This window comes from Spirosoma pollinicola, assembly GCF_002831565.1.
Lineage (GTDB): Bacteria > Bacteroidota > Bacteroidia > Cytophagales > Spirosomataceae > Spirosoma > Spirosoma pollinicola.
Genome location: NZ_CP025096.1, coordinates 1,991,219 through 2,011,199, shown reverse-complemented (window position 1 = coordinate 2,011,199; position 19,981 = coordinate 1,991,219). Strand labels below are relative to the sequence as shown.

The following is a 19,981-nucleotide window of genomic DNA, read 5'->3' as shown; positions in this document are numbered from 1 at the left end:
GAAAATATGCTACTTTTGTAACATAGTTCCTGCCTAGCTGGTTTTACTGTTTCCTATCAATATCCATATCATCATTTAATGTATTCGTTTCAGCTATCTTTTTTGCCGTACTGTTTGAATAAGTCCCTGTAAAATAAGCTGTTCGTATTATTATCGTTCATACCAACTCTACATAACAGTAATAGAAGAACTGACTTTAAATTAATTTAATAATTACTGTACACCTAACAACACTTAGTAAATAACATGTCAGCAGGATCAAGACTAACCCGTATTGGGGTATTTTATGACGGAAATTATTTTCTACACGTAAGCAATTATTATAACTATTCTCACGAACGTCGCAGTCGTATTAGTATTTCGGGTTTACACGCATTTATTCGTCGGCAGGTAGCCGAAGAAGAGGGCGTAAATGAACGGTTATGTCAGATTGTAGACGCCCATTATTTTAGAGGTCGACTGAATGCTCACGAAGCAAATCAGCGGGGTAACCAATTATTTTATGACCGGTTATTCGATGATATTTTAATGTCAGAAGGGGTCGTAACGCATTATTTGCCCGTTAAAACGTATCAAGGTTACCGTCAGGAAAAAGGTATCGATGTGTGGCTCGCGCTTGAGGCATTTGAATTGGCTCAGTATAAAAAATTCGATGTTGTCGTACTGATTACGTCCGATGGTGACTATGTTCCCCTCATTCGTAAACTTAATACGCTTGGTTCCCGTATTATGGTACTAAGCTGGGATTTTGAATTTTTGAATGAGCAGGGTGAAAAGCAGGTAACGCGTACGTCGCAGGATTTGCTGGAAGAAGTTTCGTACCCTGTGGGTATGCACGGGCTTATCGACGACCGCAGCCGTCGGAACGATATTGTCATTCAAAACTTATTTGTGAAGCAACAGGCACGGCCAACCTTCACGGCCGTTCCCAGCAATAGTAATGCCTACACGAACGGCCATAGTTTTGGTGGCCTTAGTGCCAGCGATGCCTATGAAGAAGCCTATTTGCCATCCGACGAGCCAAACTATAACCTCGCCGACACAGTTGATGAAGACCCTGAAGGCCGGAAAATCAGCACGATCCGCAGCCTGAAAACGGGTTATGGCTTTGTAAATTATCCGCCTAATAACCTGTTTTTTCACTATACCAGCCTGATTGATACCGATTTTAATGAGTTGCAGGTAGATGATGAAGTTGAGTTCACGTTAGGCCGTAATGCAGAAGGAAAAGATATTGCCGTAGACGTTCGGTTATTGCCTGCATAAAATGAATAGTGTTCGTGTGTCTGTCGAAGACCTTCCGGGCTGGCGTTGGCAGGCTCTGGCCTGGGCAGTGACTGAACAGACACACAAAGACGGTTTTGTTGCATTTTTGACAAATAATGGGATTCCATACCCAAATGACCCCTTTCCCAACCGACTATTTATCGGAGCGAAAAGGGTCATTTCGTTTTCGGGCGAGAAGGCGCCAGGGGTAGATGCCTTTCAGGAACTGCAAAACGCACACCGCGAAAAGCCGTCGTTTCTGGTGGGTTATTTTGGATACGACCTTAAAAATCAACTTGAGAAACTGGACAGCCGAAACCTGGATCGGCTACAGTTTCCAGACGTTTATTTTGTTGAACCCGAGTGGATTATCGATTTTGATAAATCCGACGATTTAGGAAATGCGCTGATTATACAGGGAGAAGGCGATGTCAGCACGTTACTGAATCAATTACGGTCATTCATGACAATGGCTACGCTGGTTATTCCATCTGTTGCCCCAATTAGTAGCACCCATTGCCGTGTCACACCCGATGAGTATCAAGCCAATGTTCGCCGGATTCAGGAACATATCCGGTTGGGCGATGTGTATGAATTGAACTACTGTATTGAGTTCTTTAAAGAGAACGCCCACCTGGACCCATTGGCCACATACCGTGCGCTGAATGAACGGTCGCCTATGCCATTTTCGAGTTTTGTGAAACTAGGTGATCGGTATATACTGGGTGCGTCGCCGGAGCGGTTTTTAAAGAAAACAGGTCGCCAAATTTTGTCGCAACCCATAAAAGGAACGGTTCGGCGGGGGCAAACGCCAGAAGAAGATGCTGCCCTGCGTGCTTATCTGCTGAACTCGGAAAAAGAGCGGGCCGAGAATTTAATGATTGTCGATCTGGTGCGTAACGACCTCGCCAAATCGGCCGAAACGGGCTCAGTCCACGTCGATGAGCTATTTGGTATTTACGGTTTCCAGCATGTGTTCCAGATGATTTCGAGCGTTTCGGTAACCTTACGCGCCAATGTTTCGTGGACCGAAGCTATTCGCAATGCATTTCCGATGGGTAGTATGACTGGCGCACCCAAAGTGCGGTCAATGGAATTGATTGACGAACTGGAAGTGAGTCGGAGGGGTGTGTATTCGGGGGCGCTGGGCTTTGTAACACCCGACGGCGATTTTGATTTCAGCGTCGTTATCCGAACGCTGCTTTACGACGCTCAACGTCAATATGCTTCTTTCTCGGTTGGAAGCGCCATTACTTACGATGCCGACCCGGCGCAGGAATGGGAGGAATGTTTGCTCAAAGCTAAAGCCATTCGGGATGTGCTGGAGTCGTAAGAAGAAGCTTGAAACCGCCTTTCCCTAAAAAGTTTTTTCCATTATATGGAATCCGTTGAAAGTTTTCATCATATGTGCTGGTGCGTGCAACTCTTTATGGCGGAAGTGACTCATTATGAGTGCAGTTAACCTTTAACTAAATCGCCTACTATAAATTTAGTTAAAAATCGTTAACTGAATGAACATTTGTTTCTATTCCGTTTAGCTTTGCCATCCTAACACCTGGTCAACCTTTACCTTTTTATGTATGAAAAATTTCTTCTTACTGGCCGTACTATGCCTGTTAACGGCTGGGCTCTATGCGCAGAGTCCTACCAGTCCGGCTCGATTCACGTTACAGGGCAGAGCTGTCGACACGTCGGCTGCACCGCTGGCATCGTCTACAGTCATGCTGCTGAGTGCCAAAGATTCATCGCTGGTGAATTTTACCCGAACAGGTGATAATGGTGCATTTTCGTTCAAAAATTTAAAGTCGGGAAACTACGTACTGAAAATTTCCTTCGTCGGCTTTATTCCTTATAATCAGGTTATTAAGCCCGCCACCGAGGCTGTTCTGGACTTAGGTGAATTGAAGTTGAAACCCATTACTCGCGAACTAATGGAGGTGGTGGTTAGAACAGCAAAAGCCCCATTAACCATTAAGGGCGATACAATTGAGTATAATGCCAGTTCATTTAAAGTGCCACCCGGCTCAACGGTTGAGGATTTGCTGCGCAAACTGCCTGGTGTGCAGATCGATCAGGATGGCAACATTCGAGCGCAGGGGCAGGAGGTAAAAAAGGTGACAGTAGATGGGAAAAGTTTCTTTGGCAACGATCCTAAACTGGCTACCAAAAACTTACAGGCTGAGGCTATTACCAAAGTGCAGGTCTTTAATGACAAAACGGAACAGGCCAAACTTACTGGTATTGACGACGGGAAGAAAGAGAAAACAGTTAACCTGGAGCTGAAAGAGGAGTTTAAAAAAGGGGGTTTTGGTAAAGTTACAGCGGGAGCAGGCCCCGCTTCCAATAATGTATCAACCCGGTATGACGCGAAAGGAAGCTATAATAAATTCGATAGCAAGCAGCAGTTTTCGGCGTTATTGTTGGGCAATAATACAAACCAGCAAGGGCTATCTTTCAACGATTATCAGGATTTTCGGGGAAGTAATGCCTTTAATTTTAACGATAATGCTGATTTTGGCTTCAGCGGAGCCAACCGATATATTTACTTTGGCGACGATAATGAAAGCCTGACGGTACCGGTAGGCGGGGGTGATGGGCGGGGGTTTTCGAAAAATACAGCGGGCGGAATCAATTATAATTACGATACTAAAAAAACGAAACTCAGTACGAGTTACTACTTCAACCGAACACAGGTACAGCTAGATGCTCTTCGGGAAAACAAACGCTATTTGCCGGCATCTGCCTCGCTCCGTACAACGGATACCAGTAACCAGGCCAATCTAAATACCAATCACCGGGTAAGCTTTCGGTTTGAGAAACAACTCGATTCCATGCAGACATTGGTCGTTATCAGCAATGGCCGATTTGGTACCGGGAATAGTAATCTGCAAAGTCAGCAACGTGTGTTTCTGAATTCCGGAACCACCAGTGAAATACCAACTACAAATAGTCAAACGCTGAATAACACATCGGCAAATCAGTTTGCCATGGCGAATACCGCACTTTATCGGCTGAAGTTCAAGAAGAAGGGGCGAAGTTTCGGCGCAAGTGCCACCTATCAGATCAACAAAAATGATGGTGATTTACTGCTAAAGGCCCGAAATGAATTCTACCAGGCAACCAGCGTCAATGATATGCTCCGTTCCTTGAATCAGGACCAGGGCACGAACTCGCGGAGTAGCCAGTATAAAGCCAATTTGCTATATGTGGAGCCTTTTGGCAAAAAGTTTACCTGGGAGACATTCTATAATTTTAGTCTGCGTAATGACGAGGTTGATCGCGATGTGGTTAACCTCGATGATAGCCGCAGGCGAATCGACTCGTTGAGTTTATACTACAAAAACAATTACCTGTATAATCGACTGGGAAGCAGCTTGCGGTATTCGTTCAAAGGGTTGAACATATCGGCAGGGCTGGCTGGTCAGCAATTTCAGCTTGACGGAAAATTCGCCAGAGATCAGGACCAGCCGCTCCAGTCAATACGCCGAACGTTTACGACGGTGATTCCAAATGTAGGCCTTAATTATTCCCTGAAAAATAATAAATCACTCTATGCAGGCTATGATGTAGGGGTACAAATTCCCTCGTCGCGGGATTTGCAACCGGTAACGAGCAACAGCAATCCACTGGTCGTTACGCGGGGTAACCCGAATTTATTACCCCAGCTGAACCACAATGTAAGTGCCTATTTCAATTATTTCAATCCGGGCAGTTTTACGAACGTTTGGGCTAATATATACACAACCTACTACGTCAACCAGATCATTTACAGCCAAACGGTCGATCCGCAAACGAACATTATCACGACCATACCCGAAAACCTGACAGGTGGCCGTAACATAGGGAGCTATCTGGATTTTGGCTTTCCGCTCAAAAAAACCAAAGCCACCCTCAACTTAAATTCACAGTTGAATTTCGGGCACAACCTGACGCGCGTGAATACGGTATTGAATGAGACCAATAATCAGAATTACTCGTTTGGTACCCGGCTTGAATTAACGCCTAAGGATTGGATCACGTTTTACGGAAATGCAAACTTCAGCATTACAGATACTCGTTATTCAATCAACACTACCCAAAATCAGATCATCTACAATAATTCGTTTCGGGGTGATCTGAATCTGAAGCTTCCCGGTAGTATTTACATCAATACGTCGTTCAATTACACAACCTATAAAAACGAGCGACTGGCGTTTAATCAGCAGATTCCCATTTTGAATACGGCCATTTATCATATTCTGGGAAAAGCCAAAAAGGCTGAAATACGGCTATCGGCCATTGATTTGCTCAATCGTAATATTGTGGTGTCGCAGTATGCCGGGCAGAATTACACCAGTACCGAGCGTATTCAATCGCTGGCGCGTTATTTTATGTTGAGCTTTACGTACAACATGCGCGGAGTTAAGGCCAAGATGCGTCAGGATGGATTTTATTGATCTTAAATAGCTATATATCATGAAGAAACTGTTCATATTCCTTTGCCTGCTGACCAGTTCAGTAACAATGGCCCAAAAAACCGAAGGCGTTGTTACCTACGTTCGGAAAGAGTACTGGCTGAAAATCATCAACCGCCTAACGTTTCTAAGTCAGGAGGAGAAAGACCGGGAAGCGCAAACGTGGAAAAACTATGCGGAAGATAACAAAGGCATCAAAATGAAGCTTGCCTTCAATCCCGACGAGAGTCTGTATACTTACAATAGCGATGAACCTGAAGAGGGGGGGTATTCGTGGCGTAAGTCGGAGTTTTATTTATACCGAAATTTCGAAAAAGAGAAGAAAACGGATATTATCGAAATGCTCGGTAAGACATACATTGTTGACGATTCGCTACATGCCCCCGTTTGGAAGATTGGTAACCAGATTAAAGAAGTAGCGGGCTACATCTGCATGAAAGCTGAAACGGAAGACCTAATTAAAAAGCAGAAAATCACGGCCTGGTTTGCGCAGGATATCCCGGTTTCGGCCGGTCCCGAACGGGTAAATGGCCTGCCGGGCCTGATTCTGGAGTTGGATGTTAATGATGGAGATGTCGTGATTGAAGCCACAAACGTAAGTTTCCGCCCGCTCACTCCGAATGATCTGAAGCTACCGAAGCAGAAGGGGAAAAAGATTACCGATGCGAACTACGATGCCGTGATTAAGCAGCACATCAGCGAGCGGATGACATCCCAGCAAAATCCATTCGGTTGGGGAGGAATTCGCTATTAACGAGCGGAGAATGAGTTCAGACTGGTGTGGGCTGTAGAGAGCTAATTAAACTGTTCAGTTTAAATGACATTCTTTATTTACATGTCTTATTGTAAACTGGAAAAATATGGAATCAGATTCCATATTTTTCCAGTTTGAGTTAGTCATAAACAAAATCGCCCCGGACAGTAGTGTCCGGGGCGATTTTGTTTATGACTAACTCAAACTTACATACCTTGTGTTGAGAACTGTACTTTGTCTAGCGCAAAGAGCGGTTTCTGTTTGGCTTCGGGATTTACAAAGATTAGATACAGCTTATGGACACCAGAAACCGGTTGACGGAATGGTAAATTCACGGCCCCCATTGTTCCCTGTTTCACGTCGGCTTCGCCCAGCAATGTGCCGGTGGGTGAGTCGAGCCGGGCTTCGAGTTTGCCACCAGCTACCTGGTCGTTTGCGGCAAAGACAGAGGGGGTTAGTCCCTGAATACCGGTTAAGTCGATGTCGTTAAACTCCAGATAGCTTCCCGACTTCGTGCCAATAGCGGCTGGCCCCAGTTTAGGAATATCATATTGAAAAATATCCTGTTTAACATCGGCCGAAACGGCTTTTACAGATGGCGAACGTAGCGCCAATGAGTTTGAACTGGTCAGGGGACCAATAACCCCATTGCCCCGGTCGGTGTAGCTGGCGGTCAGGATGTATGAACCGTCTTTCTTCTGCTGTGCCGGAACGTAATCACCCGCCAGTGGCTGACGATTGACTTTCTTCTCATCGGCTAGGGTCAGAATGTAGCGTACCATATCCGTTGCTTCGCTTTCTTTTAGTTGTGGGTGGGCACTCATGGCCTGTTCGCCCCAAACGCCACCACCACCGTTGATAACCTTGCGGGCTAGTTTTCCTTCAATCTGGAAAGCACCTTTGTATTTCTTGGCTACGTCGATATAAGCAGGTCCAATAGACTTTTTGTCGATCGAATGACAAGCTTTGCAGTCATTCAACTCGATCAATCGCTTACCCGTCGATGACCCCAGATTCGCTTGGTGTCCCTGAGCCAGCATCGTTTTGTCGAAACCTTCGAGGTAGTCAATCGTCATCGTCACATCTTCGGGGCTGATGCCTTTCTGCAACGTGCCATCTTCTTTATCGGCCACCTTCACCGAATATTTCACCGGCTTATCAGGAAAATAAAACGTCTTGTTTCCGGCAATGGCTACTTCTACCTGTGGCTCAGCGTTACCGACTTTAATGTCCATTGTTTTTGTCGCCGAATTACCAACGGCATCCGTTACCGTTAACGTAGCGGGGTAAGTGCCCGGTTTCGAGAAGGTAACCGTTGGGTTTGCCGTTGTTTGTTTCGGCATTCCATTACCAAATGACCAGCTATATTTCAGCGCGTCATTATCATAGTCCATTGATCCTTTGCTGTCGAACTTCACCGTTAGGGGAGCCGAGCCAACGGTTTTGCTGGCATTGGCCATAGCAACGGGTTTCCGGTTTCCGGCATTGTATGTAATGTGCGACAGGCGGGCGTCGGAATTGGCCGCAAACCACTGTTGACCGTATTCGAGCGTGTAGAGCGAACCGTCATTGGCGAACTGCATGTCGATCACGTGCGAGAATTTTGTGCTGGGCATGAAGGTTTCCATCTTCACAAAATCGCCGTTTTCCTTCATCGTAACCGGGTGAATCCAGTCGCGCATCCAGTCGTAGGCGAAGAACTTGCCATCGTAAGCACGCGGGAATTTCACCGACGATTCGGCATAGTCGTCATAGTAATAAACGGGGCCACCCATTGCATTCCGACCACCCTTGCCAACAATTGCACCAAACTCCGGCGAATCAGCATAGGGGTAATAAATGAATGCTTTTTGTGCGGGAGGTAACTCGGTTAGCCCTGTGTTGTGAGGAGAGTTATTGATCGGCTTCATCGGATCAAACAGGGGGCCGGTGGTGCTGTCGGCAAAGGTACGGGCGTGATACGGACGGTTATCCGCTACAAACAAGGGCCAGCCAAAGTAACCCGCCTTACGAGCCTGGTTCATTTCATCATGACCGCGTGGGCCGTATTTTTCGCTGTTCTCCCCGGCATCCGGGCCAACTTCACCCCAGTACAGGAAGCCTGTGCGCTGGTCGACCGAAATCCGGTAAGGGTTCCGGTTACCCATCACATAAATCTCAGGCCGGGTTTTGGCTGTTCCTTTTGGAAACAGGTTTCCTTCGGGAATGGTATACGTTCCATCCGCTTCGGGGTGGATACGCATGATTTTTCCACGCAGATCGTTCGTGTTGCTCGATGTTAAACGAGCGTCCCAACCTCCGCGATCTTTGCGCTCATCAATAGGCGCAAATCCTTGGGAATTGAATGGGTTAGTATCATCACCCGCCGACAGATATAGATTACCCTTCCGATCCCAGGCAATAGAGCCGCCCGTGTGGCAGCAACCATCGCGTTTAACAGGAATCGTTAACAGCACTTTTTCGGTATTCAATAACAGCGTATCGCGTACGTCGTCATACACAAAACGCGACAGATGTTGAGCCGTATCAGCAACCGTTTTACCTGTGTTTGGGGAGTAATAGGCGTAGAGCCATTTGTTTTGTTTGAAGTTTGGATCAACGTTTAAGCCCATCAATCCGTACTCAAATTTTGTGAACACCGGAAAGTTAGCGACTACTTTAACCGTTTTCTTTTTTGGGTCGTACAGTTTCAGCGCACCTTTGCGTTCGGCAAAAAGTACCTTACCGTTATCGAGTACAACCAGTTCAGTAGGTTCATCCAGATTGGCGGTCAGAACTTCACGATCAAAGCGGTTTTCTTCTGGGAAGGGCTGGGTTTTCGCCTGACCGAATTTCAGACTTGTCGCCATAACCGATTTGATGCCGCCCAGAATGTGCTGTAAAAACAGCGGATCGGCATAAGACTCATCAGTATGGCCGCCACCCGTATAAAAAGCTTTGCCACCCTCGAAATCGTGATGCCAGATAAACGGGTGATTATCACCGTTTTTGCCGCCTTCGTAGGTTTTCTCATCCAGCTTACCCAATACTTTGAGGTCAGGCTGAATGTTCTTGTAGCTATACCATTCGTCAAAGCGTTTCCAACGGTCGGGCAGCATTTTAGTTGACGGGTGATTTTTGTCAACAATCTCGATTTCAGCATTTTGCTGTTTAGGGTGGTTCAGAAACCAGGCACCGGCCAGTTGATTATACCAAGGCCAGTCGTACTCCGTATCGGCCGCTGCGTGAATACCAACGTAACCGCCACCCGCTTGGATATACCGTTCAAATGCCGCTTGTTGCGCATCATCGAGCACATCGCCGGTGGTGCTGAGCCAGATTATAGCACTGTACTGTTTGAGGTTCGCTTCGGTAAACTTGCTGGCATCTTCGGTGGTGTCAACGGCAAAGCCATTTTCTTTACCCAACTTCATAATGGCCAGTTTACCAACCGGAATAGACGCATGGCGATAGCCTTTCGTTCTGGAAAAAACCAGCACCCGGTTTAAGGCAACCGAACTTTCGGCCGACTTCATAGCGGGTTTAGTAGCCGCAGTACGTTTGGCCGCTGTTTGAGCCTCGGCAGTTATGCCCGGCATAGTAACTGCCAGCAGACCCGCCAGTAACCAGGCACGGGAGGGAAGCCGTGAGTTTTTCATAGAGTTTTTCAATTTATGCAGATTGTTAGGAAACCTGTAAGAAGTCAGTCAAGCTTGTTAACTTATTTGACGATTCTATTGACTTTTATTAAGAAACAAAAGTAACGAAAAAGCGAACGCTGTGGTGCTGTTTTTTACTTAAATTAAAGGTTAAAAGAGCATTAATCTACTTTTTTGAGCTGCATCACTGCCTTTCCGTTCTGCATAAACGTTAACCTCCCATTACTTACCCGATAGGTAAGTGGATTGGCTAATATGTTCAGGAATTTGGACTCTAATTGGTTCGCATCGTCCAGACAAGCCATTTTTGTCGTTACCAAAGGACCAAATAGAATCTGGCGTGTATCGGCCTTAACAGAGCCGCTTAGTCGATTACAGCCCGTTGTGCCGGTTACCCGGTTTTCGGACAGTGAAATCTCCAGACGGGGTACTTCTTTGCGGTTATCCGTGGCTGTAATAGGGCTCCCCTGAAAATCGGTTAACACCCATATATCGTTGAGCAACGTGAGTTGCAGTAGGGATGATCCACAACCTACATAGCTTTTGCCCCGAAAATCAACTTCTACCCGGTAATCGAACCGTTGGCCCGATAATTTATCGACACAGCTGTCGGGCCGGAACACGATATTTAGTCGCGATGGTGCAGTACCGACACTGTACCTAAAAACACCATCCGAGTCGGTTTGCCGCTCCGGTGGAGCCGTGTTGACACTATCGCCAGCCAACGCCTTAAACCGCAGGACACCTTTTGAGGAGTTAATCGTTAAGGACCAGGCTGGATTGTTGCCCATTGCAATAAGTTCGTCGCCCGCTTTTAGCTGTTTACTGTAATCAGTAATGTCTACCTGATTGGCGGGCGTAAGCATGGCCGCAAACTGGGTGGAAGGACGGCGACAGGCAGTGGCCATGAGTAATAAGCCAAGCAAAACAGTACGCATGGTATTTGTATAAATGAGGTTCGTTTATAAGACCTGCTGCGGCTTGAAAAGTTTAATACAATGAGCTAACTCAACAATCGGTATTGGATTTGAACAGTCCTCTTCCGGTGGCAGTTACGTGTTCTTTACATCAAACGACACGTTATGAAAAAGGGAGGATTAATAGTACTTATGCTGTTACTGATTGGCATCGGTGGCGCCTACATTTGGTATAAAAATACAAAAGATAAGCGGGTAGCCGATGGCGGAGCATATGACAACACATTGAAGCCCCGTCTGGAGATGACCCGCTTTGCCATTACTGACATTGGGGTAGATACGATTCGGATGGACCTGTATATGCTCATTGATAATCCATTACCAGTCGGGTTTAAATCGCCTAGTATGGACTATACGTTTTACATTGCCAATACTCCCGTGATGGTCGATGCATACAAAAAATCAATTGAGGTGAAGTCCGGCGACAGTACGCTGATTGTGTTGCCGGCTAAACTGATCTATAAAAAATTGACTAAAGTGCTCGAAACCCTTGAGCGCAAGGATATCGACAGCACCAGCTACAAAATGCGGGCAAAGTTTGCACTTGACATTCCTATTCTGGGTGAGAAAACATTCGTGACGACCGTCGACAAGCGAATGCCCACACTTTATCTTCCGAAAATTAAGATTGATGACATCGACTTTGGCAAACTGGGCCTGAAACGAACCGACGTGGCGGCAAAAGTGAGCATTACAAACAAGAATAAGATGCCATTCAACATAACCGATGCCCACTATACGGTTATCATTGATGGAAAGGAAATTGCCGATGGTGAACAAAGAGAGCCAATTCTGATAAAAGCGAATAGCACGACCCCGGTTGTGTTTCCGGTAACGGCCCGGCCCGGTAAAACCCTGAGTGTATTGCCTAAAATGCTGTTCGATAAGAAGGATACACCGTATCAGGTTAAGTTTCGGTGTAAGCTCATCGATAAAAAAGGTAATTCATCGTTTGCCGATAGTAAATTCATTTCAACTATTACGGGGACGCTGGATGATTTCAAGAAGTTGAAAAAGTAAAAATTCACCGTGCTACTACCAGTCGCTTTGTAAGCAACCCCTGGCCGGTTTCAACTTGTAACACGTAGCTGCCAACCGGTAAGCTGCTGACATTGAACCGAACCAAGCCCGCCGTTGGCTGTGAGGAATTTAAGGATATAAACCGGCCTTGCATATCCGAAACCTGTACTGATTTTACGCCTTTGTAAAGCCAGTCCGATTCAAAAATCACTTCACTGGAAGCCGGGTTGGGATAAAGTCGGGCATCTGCTGCCAGTGGTTCTACAGCCGTAACAGTTTGTCGAAATACTGGTGCCAGAGGAAAGTCCCGAAAAAGTGTTGCCGTTTCTGTAGTTGCTTCAGTGCCGAACCAGTCTGTCAGGATAGCTGCATATACCTGCCGGAAATCGGTCTGCATTTTCAGGTTGTTGTTATCTAAATCGCTCAGGTTTGGGTTTTTGCCCACCATCGGTGATTTAATCGCTGTTCCAAAGACAAACATCGGCGCCGAGGTGCCATGATCTGTACCCCGGCTACCGTTTGAAATTGCCCGTCGACCAAATTCCGAAAATGTCATACCCACAACCCGATCTTCCAGTTTTAATTGAGCTAAATCGGTTTGAAAAGCAAAAATGGCATCCGATAAAGTTCGAAGCAAGGTGGCATGTGTACCCGTTGTGGTATCGATTGCGTCGACCTGGTTAGCATGGTTGTCGAACCCGCCCAGTGTAACGTAATACACTTTCGTTTGCAAACCGCCACTAATGAGCCGGGCAATGATTTTAAGCTGGGCCGCCAGTGAGTTAGTCGTCGGGTAGGTCGCCAGGTTTTTGCCTTTACCAGCCGCCGTTTTAATTTGCCCGGCATAGCTCACCGAACTAGCCTGCTGCTGCCGGATGTAGTCAATTTGCTGACCGGCATAACCTGCCTGAGTAGTAACAGGATTGTTGGGTGCATCGCCCACCAGTCGGGCAAAGGCGTCTGGTCCCTGCAAAACAATAGCCATCGAATCTGTTGACCCAATCAATGACGTTGCCGTTACATACCCAATCTGAATGGCAGGTGGATCGGGTGCTTTGTCGGTTGGGTAATTGTTAGGGAAGCCGGGAAATTGTGTATCGAGGTAGCGGCCAGCCCAGCCTGAAGTTGCTGTCTGCGTGGAATCGACGGCCGTCATCCAGATGTCGCTGGCTCGGAAGTGTGAAAAATTAGGCGTTGGATAGGATACCCCCTGCACAATACTCAACTTGCCATCGTTGAATAGTTGCTGCATGCCTGTCATGGCAGGGTGCAGGCCCGTTCCGGCAAAATTCTTGAGTCGAAGGGCTTTGGCCTCTGGAATGGCAATGTTACCCCGAAAATTCGGCGCTGTATATACACTCATCTGGTCGAGCGGTAATACCATGTTCAACCCATCATTACCCCCCTGCAACTGAATGATTACCAGCACCCGGTCGGTTTGATCGGCCAGTTTTATGAGTGCCTGTACAAAGGACGACGGACGGGCAAAGGCTTTTGCTCCAAATCCGTCAACCAGAACTGGCAGAGCCAGCGACGATGCTGCATAGTATAGAAAATGACGACGTTTCATAAGGTGAAAGAGTGAATGAGCAAAATAATGAAAATGCGAATGAAACGACGCGTTAGCTGCTCTTTCACTCATTCGCTCTTTCGCTAAATTACCTGATATTCGGCCATGCGAAAAATGTATTGCAAAAGAGCCGTCAACTTAATCTGAACGGCCTGCTTCTTAGCATCATCGGTTGACGCATTTGCATAGTCATTCCATTCGCTGGTCCACTCATAACGCGGAATGGAATTGAGTAGAATAGTATCCGTCAAAAAATCTTTCTGGGTTTGATCAAGCGGAAGGGCCAGCAATTGAGTCGTTAAGTCATTTACCAGTTTGGCTGCATCACTTGGATCGGAGAGCGTCTTAACATACGTCAGTATATCAATAACGGGTTTGCCAGTTAACTTTAAGGCATTGGTCGTGAGCGCATCGCCGAAGTAGCCGCGTAGTCCCAGCGTATTGGAATTGATCCACTGTTGATAATAGCCTGTTTGATAATAAGCCGTCCAGCCAAATACGGTAGGCGGGTTTAGCAAATCCTGTTGCTGTTCCAGCACGCGGGCGTAGATATAATTTCCAATCTGATAATAACCACTTATGTTTTGGGTTGGCGCCGGGGCTTGCACCCCCCAGAAGCGTAACGTGCCGACAACTAAATCGGTTGGCGATTTGATAACGGCTCCTCGCAAAGACTGATCGAAGAAATGCTGGCTCTGAAAAAGCGCATTCAGGACTGGTTTTATGTCGAAATTACTTTTGTGGAATAACTCAGCAAGCGGCTGAATAAAGTTTGTTTCAACAGCCTCCGGAATATCGGCATTGATAAACCAGCGGTAAAGTTTCCGGCAGATATTGCGGGATGTTTCGGCCTGTCGAAGAATCATGGCCAGTAAATCGTTCAACTCATCCAAACCGGCTGTGGCTCCTGATCGTCCTTTAATAACAGTGTTTTGATAAGTAGCCGAGAAAGTTTTGTCAGTTGTATCATGCCGTGTTGACTTAAATGAACTACTGATGGCGGCATTCGTTGTGTCACGATAGCCTGTATCAACCCAGCCAGTAAGAACTTTAGCGGCAGACCTGACATCGTCTTCCGTGTACCCACCGTTTCGGCCAATTGTGAAAAGTTCCTGTAACTCACGGCCGTAATTTTCGTTGGCTGTTCCAACTATATTCTGATCGCCATTCAGAAATCGCAGCATGGCCGGGTCCTGCGTAATCGCCACGGCGAAAGATTTGAAATTGCCCAATGCATACTGCCGAAGTAAAGTATTATACCGATACATGTATCGATAATCTTTAACAGTAAGACTGTTTGTTACAAAATGGTTAGACCAGAAAAGGGTCATTTTTTCGAGCAGTGACACCGATTGATTGAGCATCAAATTACCCCACCACATTTTAACATAAACGTTTAATTTGGCGGTATTAACCGAATCGAAGGGCTGATCAATAAACGGTTTGCTCGTTGCTGGATCGAGTGGAGGAGCAGGCGCTGGTTGATCGGTTAAAAGCTTCGCAACAATCTGGGCGGCCGTCTGCCCCGTCAGATTTTTAAGTTGATCGGATGTAGGGCCAAACGTAGCCCGCCTAAGCAAATGAGCAACCTGATACGCTGTCAGGGGCGTTATGTACGCATCGAGTAAAGCCACGGCCTGCTATATTAAGAAAGTTAGATCAGGAAGATAAGTAACTGACAACAAACAGACCGTTAGGTTTAATAGATAGTGGCTAATTAATTGATTTTTAATTGTTTAGTTAATGAAAATGCCTAAAACTGTTAAGTTTTAGGCATTTTCATTAATGTAAAATATACTTCGTTAACCTATAACTGTGGCTGTTCCATTACAACCGTTTCATCGATAGGGCCTGATTTGCGATTACGCATCCAGAAAAACAGGGCGGTGAAGGCAAAGATCAGAATAATCGGGAATGTCATCATCGTGGCCAGCGTTGCTTGTCCGGTTGCCAATTCCAGGGCTGAGCCAGTAAGACCTGCCGCTGCTTTTTCGGTGTGATTTTCATCAATCCAGCGGCCAATAAAAGGCTGGAAGATAGACGTGGAAAGCATGCCCACGCCACCAACAATCGACATGCCCAGTGCTCCACTCAAAGGAACCCGCTGAGCCACGAACCCAATCATGGTTGGCCAGTTGAAACATACGCCGAGGCCAAATATAACAGCGGCTACATAGGCGATTGGGCCGGTAACGGTACTGAACATATAAATACCGATGGTAGCTAAAATTGCCCCGCCAAGTAAAACACCCGTCTGACCGAATTGTGCAACAACCGGACCGTTGAAAAGCCGTCCAATCGTCATTACGCCGAATGTCAAGGCTAAAACAAGCATGGCATCTGCTCCGCTACTGCTCAAGACAACGGCTACCCACTGGTTAGGTCCGAATTCGGTGATGGCTGTAAGGGCCATGCAGAAGAACAGAACCGCGTATAAAGGGGTTAGCATAGCCTGGAAGTTTTTCGCTAACGATGTAACGCCTTCTACCTTTGGTCTTGGGAAAGCCTGACCGAAAAACAGGAATGCATACACTACCGTTGGAAGCATAAGGACCCAGATTTGAGCCTGCCAGGAGAAGCCTGCACTGGTCATAAATTTAGATATCAGACTACCAATAACAATGCCTCCGGGAAACCACATGTGAAACCGGCCAAACATTTTGTTCAGCTTGTTGCTGGGGTACATGTCGGCAATCATTGGGTTACAGGCCGCTTCTGTACAGCCATTACCGAAGCCAATGAAGAATGTCGAGAATAACAGGCCTATGTAGCCACCCGCATAAATAGTCATCAAAATTCCCAGCGTGTGCGCTACAACGGCTACCTGCATAATGATTTTGGGGCCAACCGAGTGATACACGATGCCGCCAATGACCATAGAAATAGGGAAACCAAAAAAGAACATCGAGTTGATGAACCCTAACTGCTCGGCAGTTAGACCAAAGTCAGTGGCCAATTGAGGGAGGATACCGGCCCTGATACTAAACGAGAAGGCCGTTGTTATAATGGCTAAGCAACTAGCCAAAAACAGGCGCGAGGGATTTACAGTTTGATTCATTTTCTGTAAGAGAGGTATTTAGTGAGTTTAGTTACAGGTTTAATTAAAAATTAAAAGACAACGGAGGGAATAAACTCCCTACTAAGTTGTCGATTTTGTGCAAATTTTCCGAAAAATAAGAGAAAACAGCTAATTTTCGGTCGTAAAAGGAAAGGTTTACTGGTTACTCTATTCGGTTTGTAGTGGACTGGCGCAAAAAAGAGCTGGCGAGTCAGGCTACCATACGCTTAATACAGTAAACCCAGACCCGTAATCCCCTTTTCTAACCTGTTTACTCTCAACTCAAATACCAATGCATAGAAAATTGCGAATGGGTATGGTTGGCGGAGGCCTCGATGCTTTCATTGGTGCTGTTCACCGCCGAGCCGCTGGTTTCGATGGTGAAATCGAATTGGTCTGTGGCTGCTTCAGTTCATCGCCCGATAAATCGAAAGCAACTGGCCACGCCCTGTATTTACCCGAAGATAGGGTCTACGCTTCGTTTCAGGAGATGATTGAGCGGGAAAAAACACTGCCTGAAGGCGAACGCATGGACTTCCTGACAATCGTTACGCCGAATCACATGCACTTTCCGCCGGCTAAAATGGCGCTCGAAAATGGCTTTCACGTGATGTGCGACAAGCCCATGACATTGAACTTGGCCGAAGCCAAAGAACTGGCAGGCATAGTCGAAAAATCGGGATTGGTGTTTGGACTCACGCACAATTACACCGGTTACCCGATGGTGAAAGAAGCCCGCGATATGGTTCGGAATGGCAAACTCGGTAAAATTCGGAAAGTTGTCGTTGAGTACCCGCAGGGCTGGCTCTCGAAGGATGAAGAACATAACGACTACAAACAGGCCATCTGGCGTACTGATCCGGCCAGATCAGGGGCAGCCGGTTGCATGGGCGACATTGGTACCCACGCCGAAAATCTTGCCGAGTATGTTACAGGCCTGAAAATTGACGAGCTCTGTGCCGACCTAACGGCATTTGTGCCGGGCCGCCAACTTGACGACGATGGTAACGTGCTGTTGCGTTTCGATAACGGGGCTAAAGGTGTTTTGCACGCCAGCCAGGTTGCCAATGGTGAAGAAAACTCGCTGAAAATTTACGTCTGGGGCGAACTGGGCGGTTTGGAATGGCACCAGATGGAGCCTAATACCCTGAAATATAAAACCCAGGAAGGCCAACGGATTATCCGGCCAAACGTGGGCACACTGTCGGCATCGGCATCGGCTCACTGGCGATTGCCCGCTGGTCATCCCGAAGGATTCTTTGAAGCCTTCGCCAATCTGTATCGCAATTTTGCTTACGCAGTAAAAGCCAATATGGAAGGCCGCGATCCTGACCCTATTTACGATTTCCCCAAAGCCGCCGATGGCGTTCGTGGTCTGGCCTTTATCGACACCGTCATTGCGTCGAGCCAGGATGATTCTAAAAAGTGGACTAAGTTTGTACAGTAATGAAAAATGTTGGGCCACAGAGATGCACAGAGTAACCACAGAGATACACAGAGAATGTATTAAAAATCTTTGTGTGTCTTTGTGGTTACTCTGGGCATCTCTGTGGCATAACCTTTAACCCCTAATCATGCAAAAAATCAATATCGGTGTCGTTGGCACTGGATTCATCGGGCCCGCGCACATCGAAGCCCTGCGTCGCCTTCCTAACACAAATGTCCTTGCCCTTTGTGAAGTAACACCCGAACTGGCTCGTCAGAAAGCCGATCAGCTTGGTATCGAACGGTCCTGTACGTTCGATGAACTGCTGGCGATGGAAGACATTAAGGTCGTACACATCTGTACACCCAACTTCCTCCACTTCTCGCAGTCGAAGGCGGCTTTGCTGGCCGGTAAGCACGTTGTGTGCGAAAAGCCTTTAGCCAAAGATTTGCACGAAGCCAAAGAACTGGTTGAACTGGCCGCCCAAACGGGTCTGGTCAATGCGGTGCATTTCAACCTGCGCTATTACCCGCTGGTTCGTCAGATGAAGGTCATGCGCGAGCAGGATGCTTTGGGCGATGTGTACTCAGTAATTGGTTCCTATCTACAGGATTGGCTGTTTTATGATACGGATTACAACTGGCGTCTGGAACCCGATAAATCGGGCGATTCGCGGGCTATTGCCGATATCGGCTCTCACCTGATGGACAGCCTCGAATACATCACGGGCCTGAAAACCGTTGCTGTAATGGCCGACTTCAACACGATTCACAAGTTACGGAAGAAGCCGCTCAAGCCCGTTGAAACGTATTCGGGTAAGATGCTGCAACCCGAAGACTACGCCGATGTTCCCATTAATACCGAAGATCATGCCAACGTGTTGCTGCGGTTCGACAACGGAAACCGGGGTGTTATCACAGTATCGCAGGTATCGGCAGGTCGGAAAAACCAGATGAAACTGGAAATTGCCGGTTCGAAGAAAACGTTTGCCTGGAATTCCGAAGCCCCCAACGAAATGTGGATCGGTAACCGCGACGGTGCCAACGAATCGTTCATGCGTGACCCATCGCTGGCTCACCCCGAAGCCCGCTCGGTAATTAGTTTTCCCGGTGGCCACAACGAAGGTTTCCCTGACACATCGAAGCAGTTGTTCAAAGAAGTATATGACGCCATTGCTGCCGGAAAACAACCCGAGAAACCAACGTACCCAACCTTCGCCGACGGCTACCGCGAATTGCTTATCTGCGAAAAAATCCTCGAATCCAACCGCAAACAGGGGTGGGTGGAGATTTAAGAGTGAAAGTGCGAAAGAGCGAATGATGGAACGTAAGCAACCTTAATAACATGGATCAGGAAGGAGACTTAGTGAGTGAGGCTTGGGTAGATTATTCTGCTCACTCAAAAGGCCAATTTCTGGATGACCTTGAAAAAAGGCTTAAAGTGTTTATGCTTCGATGTGTTAAGGTCTGCCGGACTCTTCCTAAGGATTATGATGCGCAGCACTTTGGCCATCAGCTTATTCGCTCCTCTTCATCGGCTGCGGCTAATTTTAGAGCTGTTCGTCGGGGTAGAAGCCAAAAAGAATACTTTGCTAAACTCAGTATTGTACTCGAAGAATTAGATGAATCTCTTTTCTGGCTGGAAACCTTTGTATTCACTGAAATTATTCCCGAGCATCGCTTACAAGAATTAATGGATGAGGGTTATCAAATACTGAAAATTTTAGCCAAATCAAGAAAAACAGCGAGCGACTGAAATAAAGAGTGAAAGAGCGAAAGAAGGAAAGAGTGCTAATCCGTCTGTGATTTTACTCCTCCG

General features: G+C 46.9%; 13 protein-coding genes. 8 read left to right on the top strand and 5 right to left on the bottom strand.

Translation table 11 applies throughout. The features are described 5' to 3' along the window. Positions 1–246: 246 nt before the first annotated feature. From CWM47_RS08525 to CWM47_RS08510, 4 genes are all read left to right on the top strand, one after another. A complete protein-coding gene (locus CWM47_RS08525) occupies positions 247–1,266 on the top strand; it encodes an NYN domain-containing protein (protein WP_100987578.1) in 1,020 nt (339 codons plus the stop codon). Position 1,267: 1 nt separating this feature from the next. Then, positions 1,268–2,599, top strand: coding sequence for an aminodeoxychorismate synthase component I (gene pabB, locus CWM47_RS08520; RefSeq protein ID WP_100987577.1), 1,332 nt, complete (start codon positions 1,268–1,270; stop codon positions 2,597–2,599). A 247-nt stretch (positions 2,600–2,846) separates the two neighbouring features. Continuing rightward, positions 2,847–5,702 (top strand): TonB-dependent receptor domain-containing protein, encoded by a 2,856-nt coding sequence (locus CWM47_RS08515; protein ID WP_100987576.1) that lies wholly within the window; start codon positions 2,847–2,849, stop codon positions 5,700–5,702. 19 nt (positions 5,703–5,721) lie between these two features. Further along, on the top strand, positions 5,722–6,474 hold the full coding sequence (locus tag CWM47_RS08510) for a GLPGLI family protein (RefSeq protein ID WP_100987575.1): 753 nt from the start codon (positions 5,722–5,724) through the stop codon (positions 6,472–6,474). A 206-nt stretch (positions 6,475–6,680) separates the two neighbouring features. Here the strand turns inward: CWM47_RS08510 and CWM47_RS08505 are convergent, their stop codons facing one another. Both CWM47_RS08505 and CWM47_RS08500 read right to left on the bottom strand, forming a co-directional pair. After that, positions 6,681–10,112 (bottom strand): ThuA domain-containing protein, encoded by a 3,432-nt coding sequence (locus CWM47_RS08505; protein ID WP_100987574.1) that lies wholly within the window; start codon positions 10,110–10,112, stop codon positions 6,681–6,683. Positions 10,113–10,273: 161 nt separating this feature from the next. Continuing rightward, positions 10,274–11,050: an META domain-containing protein gene (locus tag CWM47_RS08500; protein ID WP_100987573.1), complete on the bottom strand. Its 777-nt coding sequence runs from the start codon at positions 11,048–11,050 to the stop codon at positions 10,274–10,276. A gap of 144 nt (positions 11,051–11,194) precedes the next feature. On the opposite strand from CWM47_RS08500, the gene CWM47_RS08495 reads away from it, so the two are divergent. Continuing rightward, entirely contained in the window at positions 11,195–12,109 is a 915-nt protein-coding gene (locus CWM47_RS08495; protein ID WP_100987572.1) for an LEA type 2 family protein, read from the top strand. 4 nt (positions 12,110–12,113) lie between these two features. Here the strand turns inward: CWM47_RS08495 and CWM47_RS08490 are convergent, their stop codons facing one another. The 3 genes from CWM47_RS08490 to CWM47_RS08480 all read right to left on the bottom strand — a co-directional run bounded on the left by CWM47_RS08490 (position 12,114) and on the right by CWM47_RS08480 (position 16,737). After that, on the bottom strand, positions 12,114–13,679 hold the full coding sequence (locus CWM47_RS08490; RefSeq protein WP_100987571.1) for a DUF1501 domain-containing protein: 1,566 nt from the start codon (positions 13,677–13,679) through the stop codon (positions 12,114–12,116). An 83-nt stretch (positions 13,680–13,762) separates the two neighbouring features. Continuing rightward, positions 13,763–15,313 carry a DUF1800 domain-containing protein gene (locus CWM47_RS08485; protein ID WP_100987570.1) on the bottom strand — a complete coding sequence of 517 codons (1,551 nt, stop codon included), beginning with the start codon at positions 15,311–15,313 and terminating at the stop codon, positions 13,763–13,765. Between the two features lie 173 nt (positions 15,314–15,486). Further along, positions 15,487–16,737 (bottom strand): MFS transporter, encoded by a 1,251-nt coding sequence (locus tag CWM47_RS08480; RefSeq protein WP_100987569.1) that lies wholly within the window; start codon positions 16,735–16,737, stop codon positions 15,487–15,489. A gap of 310 nt (positions 16,738–17,047) precedes the next feature. On the opposite strand from CWM47_RS08480, the gene CWM47_RS08475 reads away from it, so the two are divergent. The 3 genes from CWM47_RS08475 to CWM47_RS08465 all read left to right on the top strand — a co-directional run bounded on the left by CWM47_RS08475 (position 17,048) and on the right by CWM47_RS08465 (position 19,918). Further along, a complete protein-coding gene (locus CWM47_RS08475; protein WP_100987568.1) occupies positions 17,048–18,184 on the top strand; it encodes a Gfo/Idh/MocA family protein in 1,137 nt (378 codons plus the stop codon). A 127-nt stretch (positions 18,185–18,311) separates the two neighbouring features. Beyond that, the gene (locus CWM47_RS08470) at positions 18,312–19,457 is read left to right on the top strand and encodes a Gfo/Idh/MocA family protein (RefSeq protein WP_100987567.1); all 1,146 of its coding nucleotides are present in this window, start codon (positions 18,312–18,314) and stop codon (positions 19,455–19,457) included. 50 nt (positions 19,458–19,507) lie between these two features. After that, entirely contained in the window at positions 19,508–19,918 is a 411-nt protein-coding gene (locus CWM47_RS08465) for a four helix bundle protein (protein WP_100987566.1), read from the top strand. The last annotated feature ends 63 nt before the right edge of the window (positions 19,919–19,981 follow it).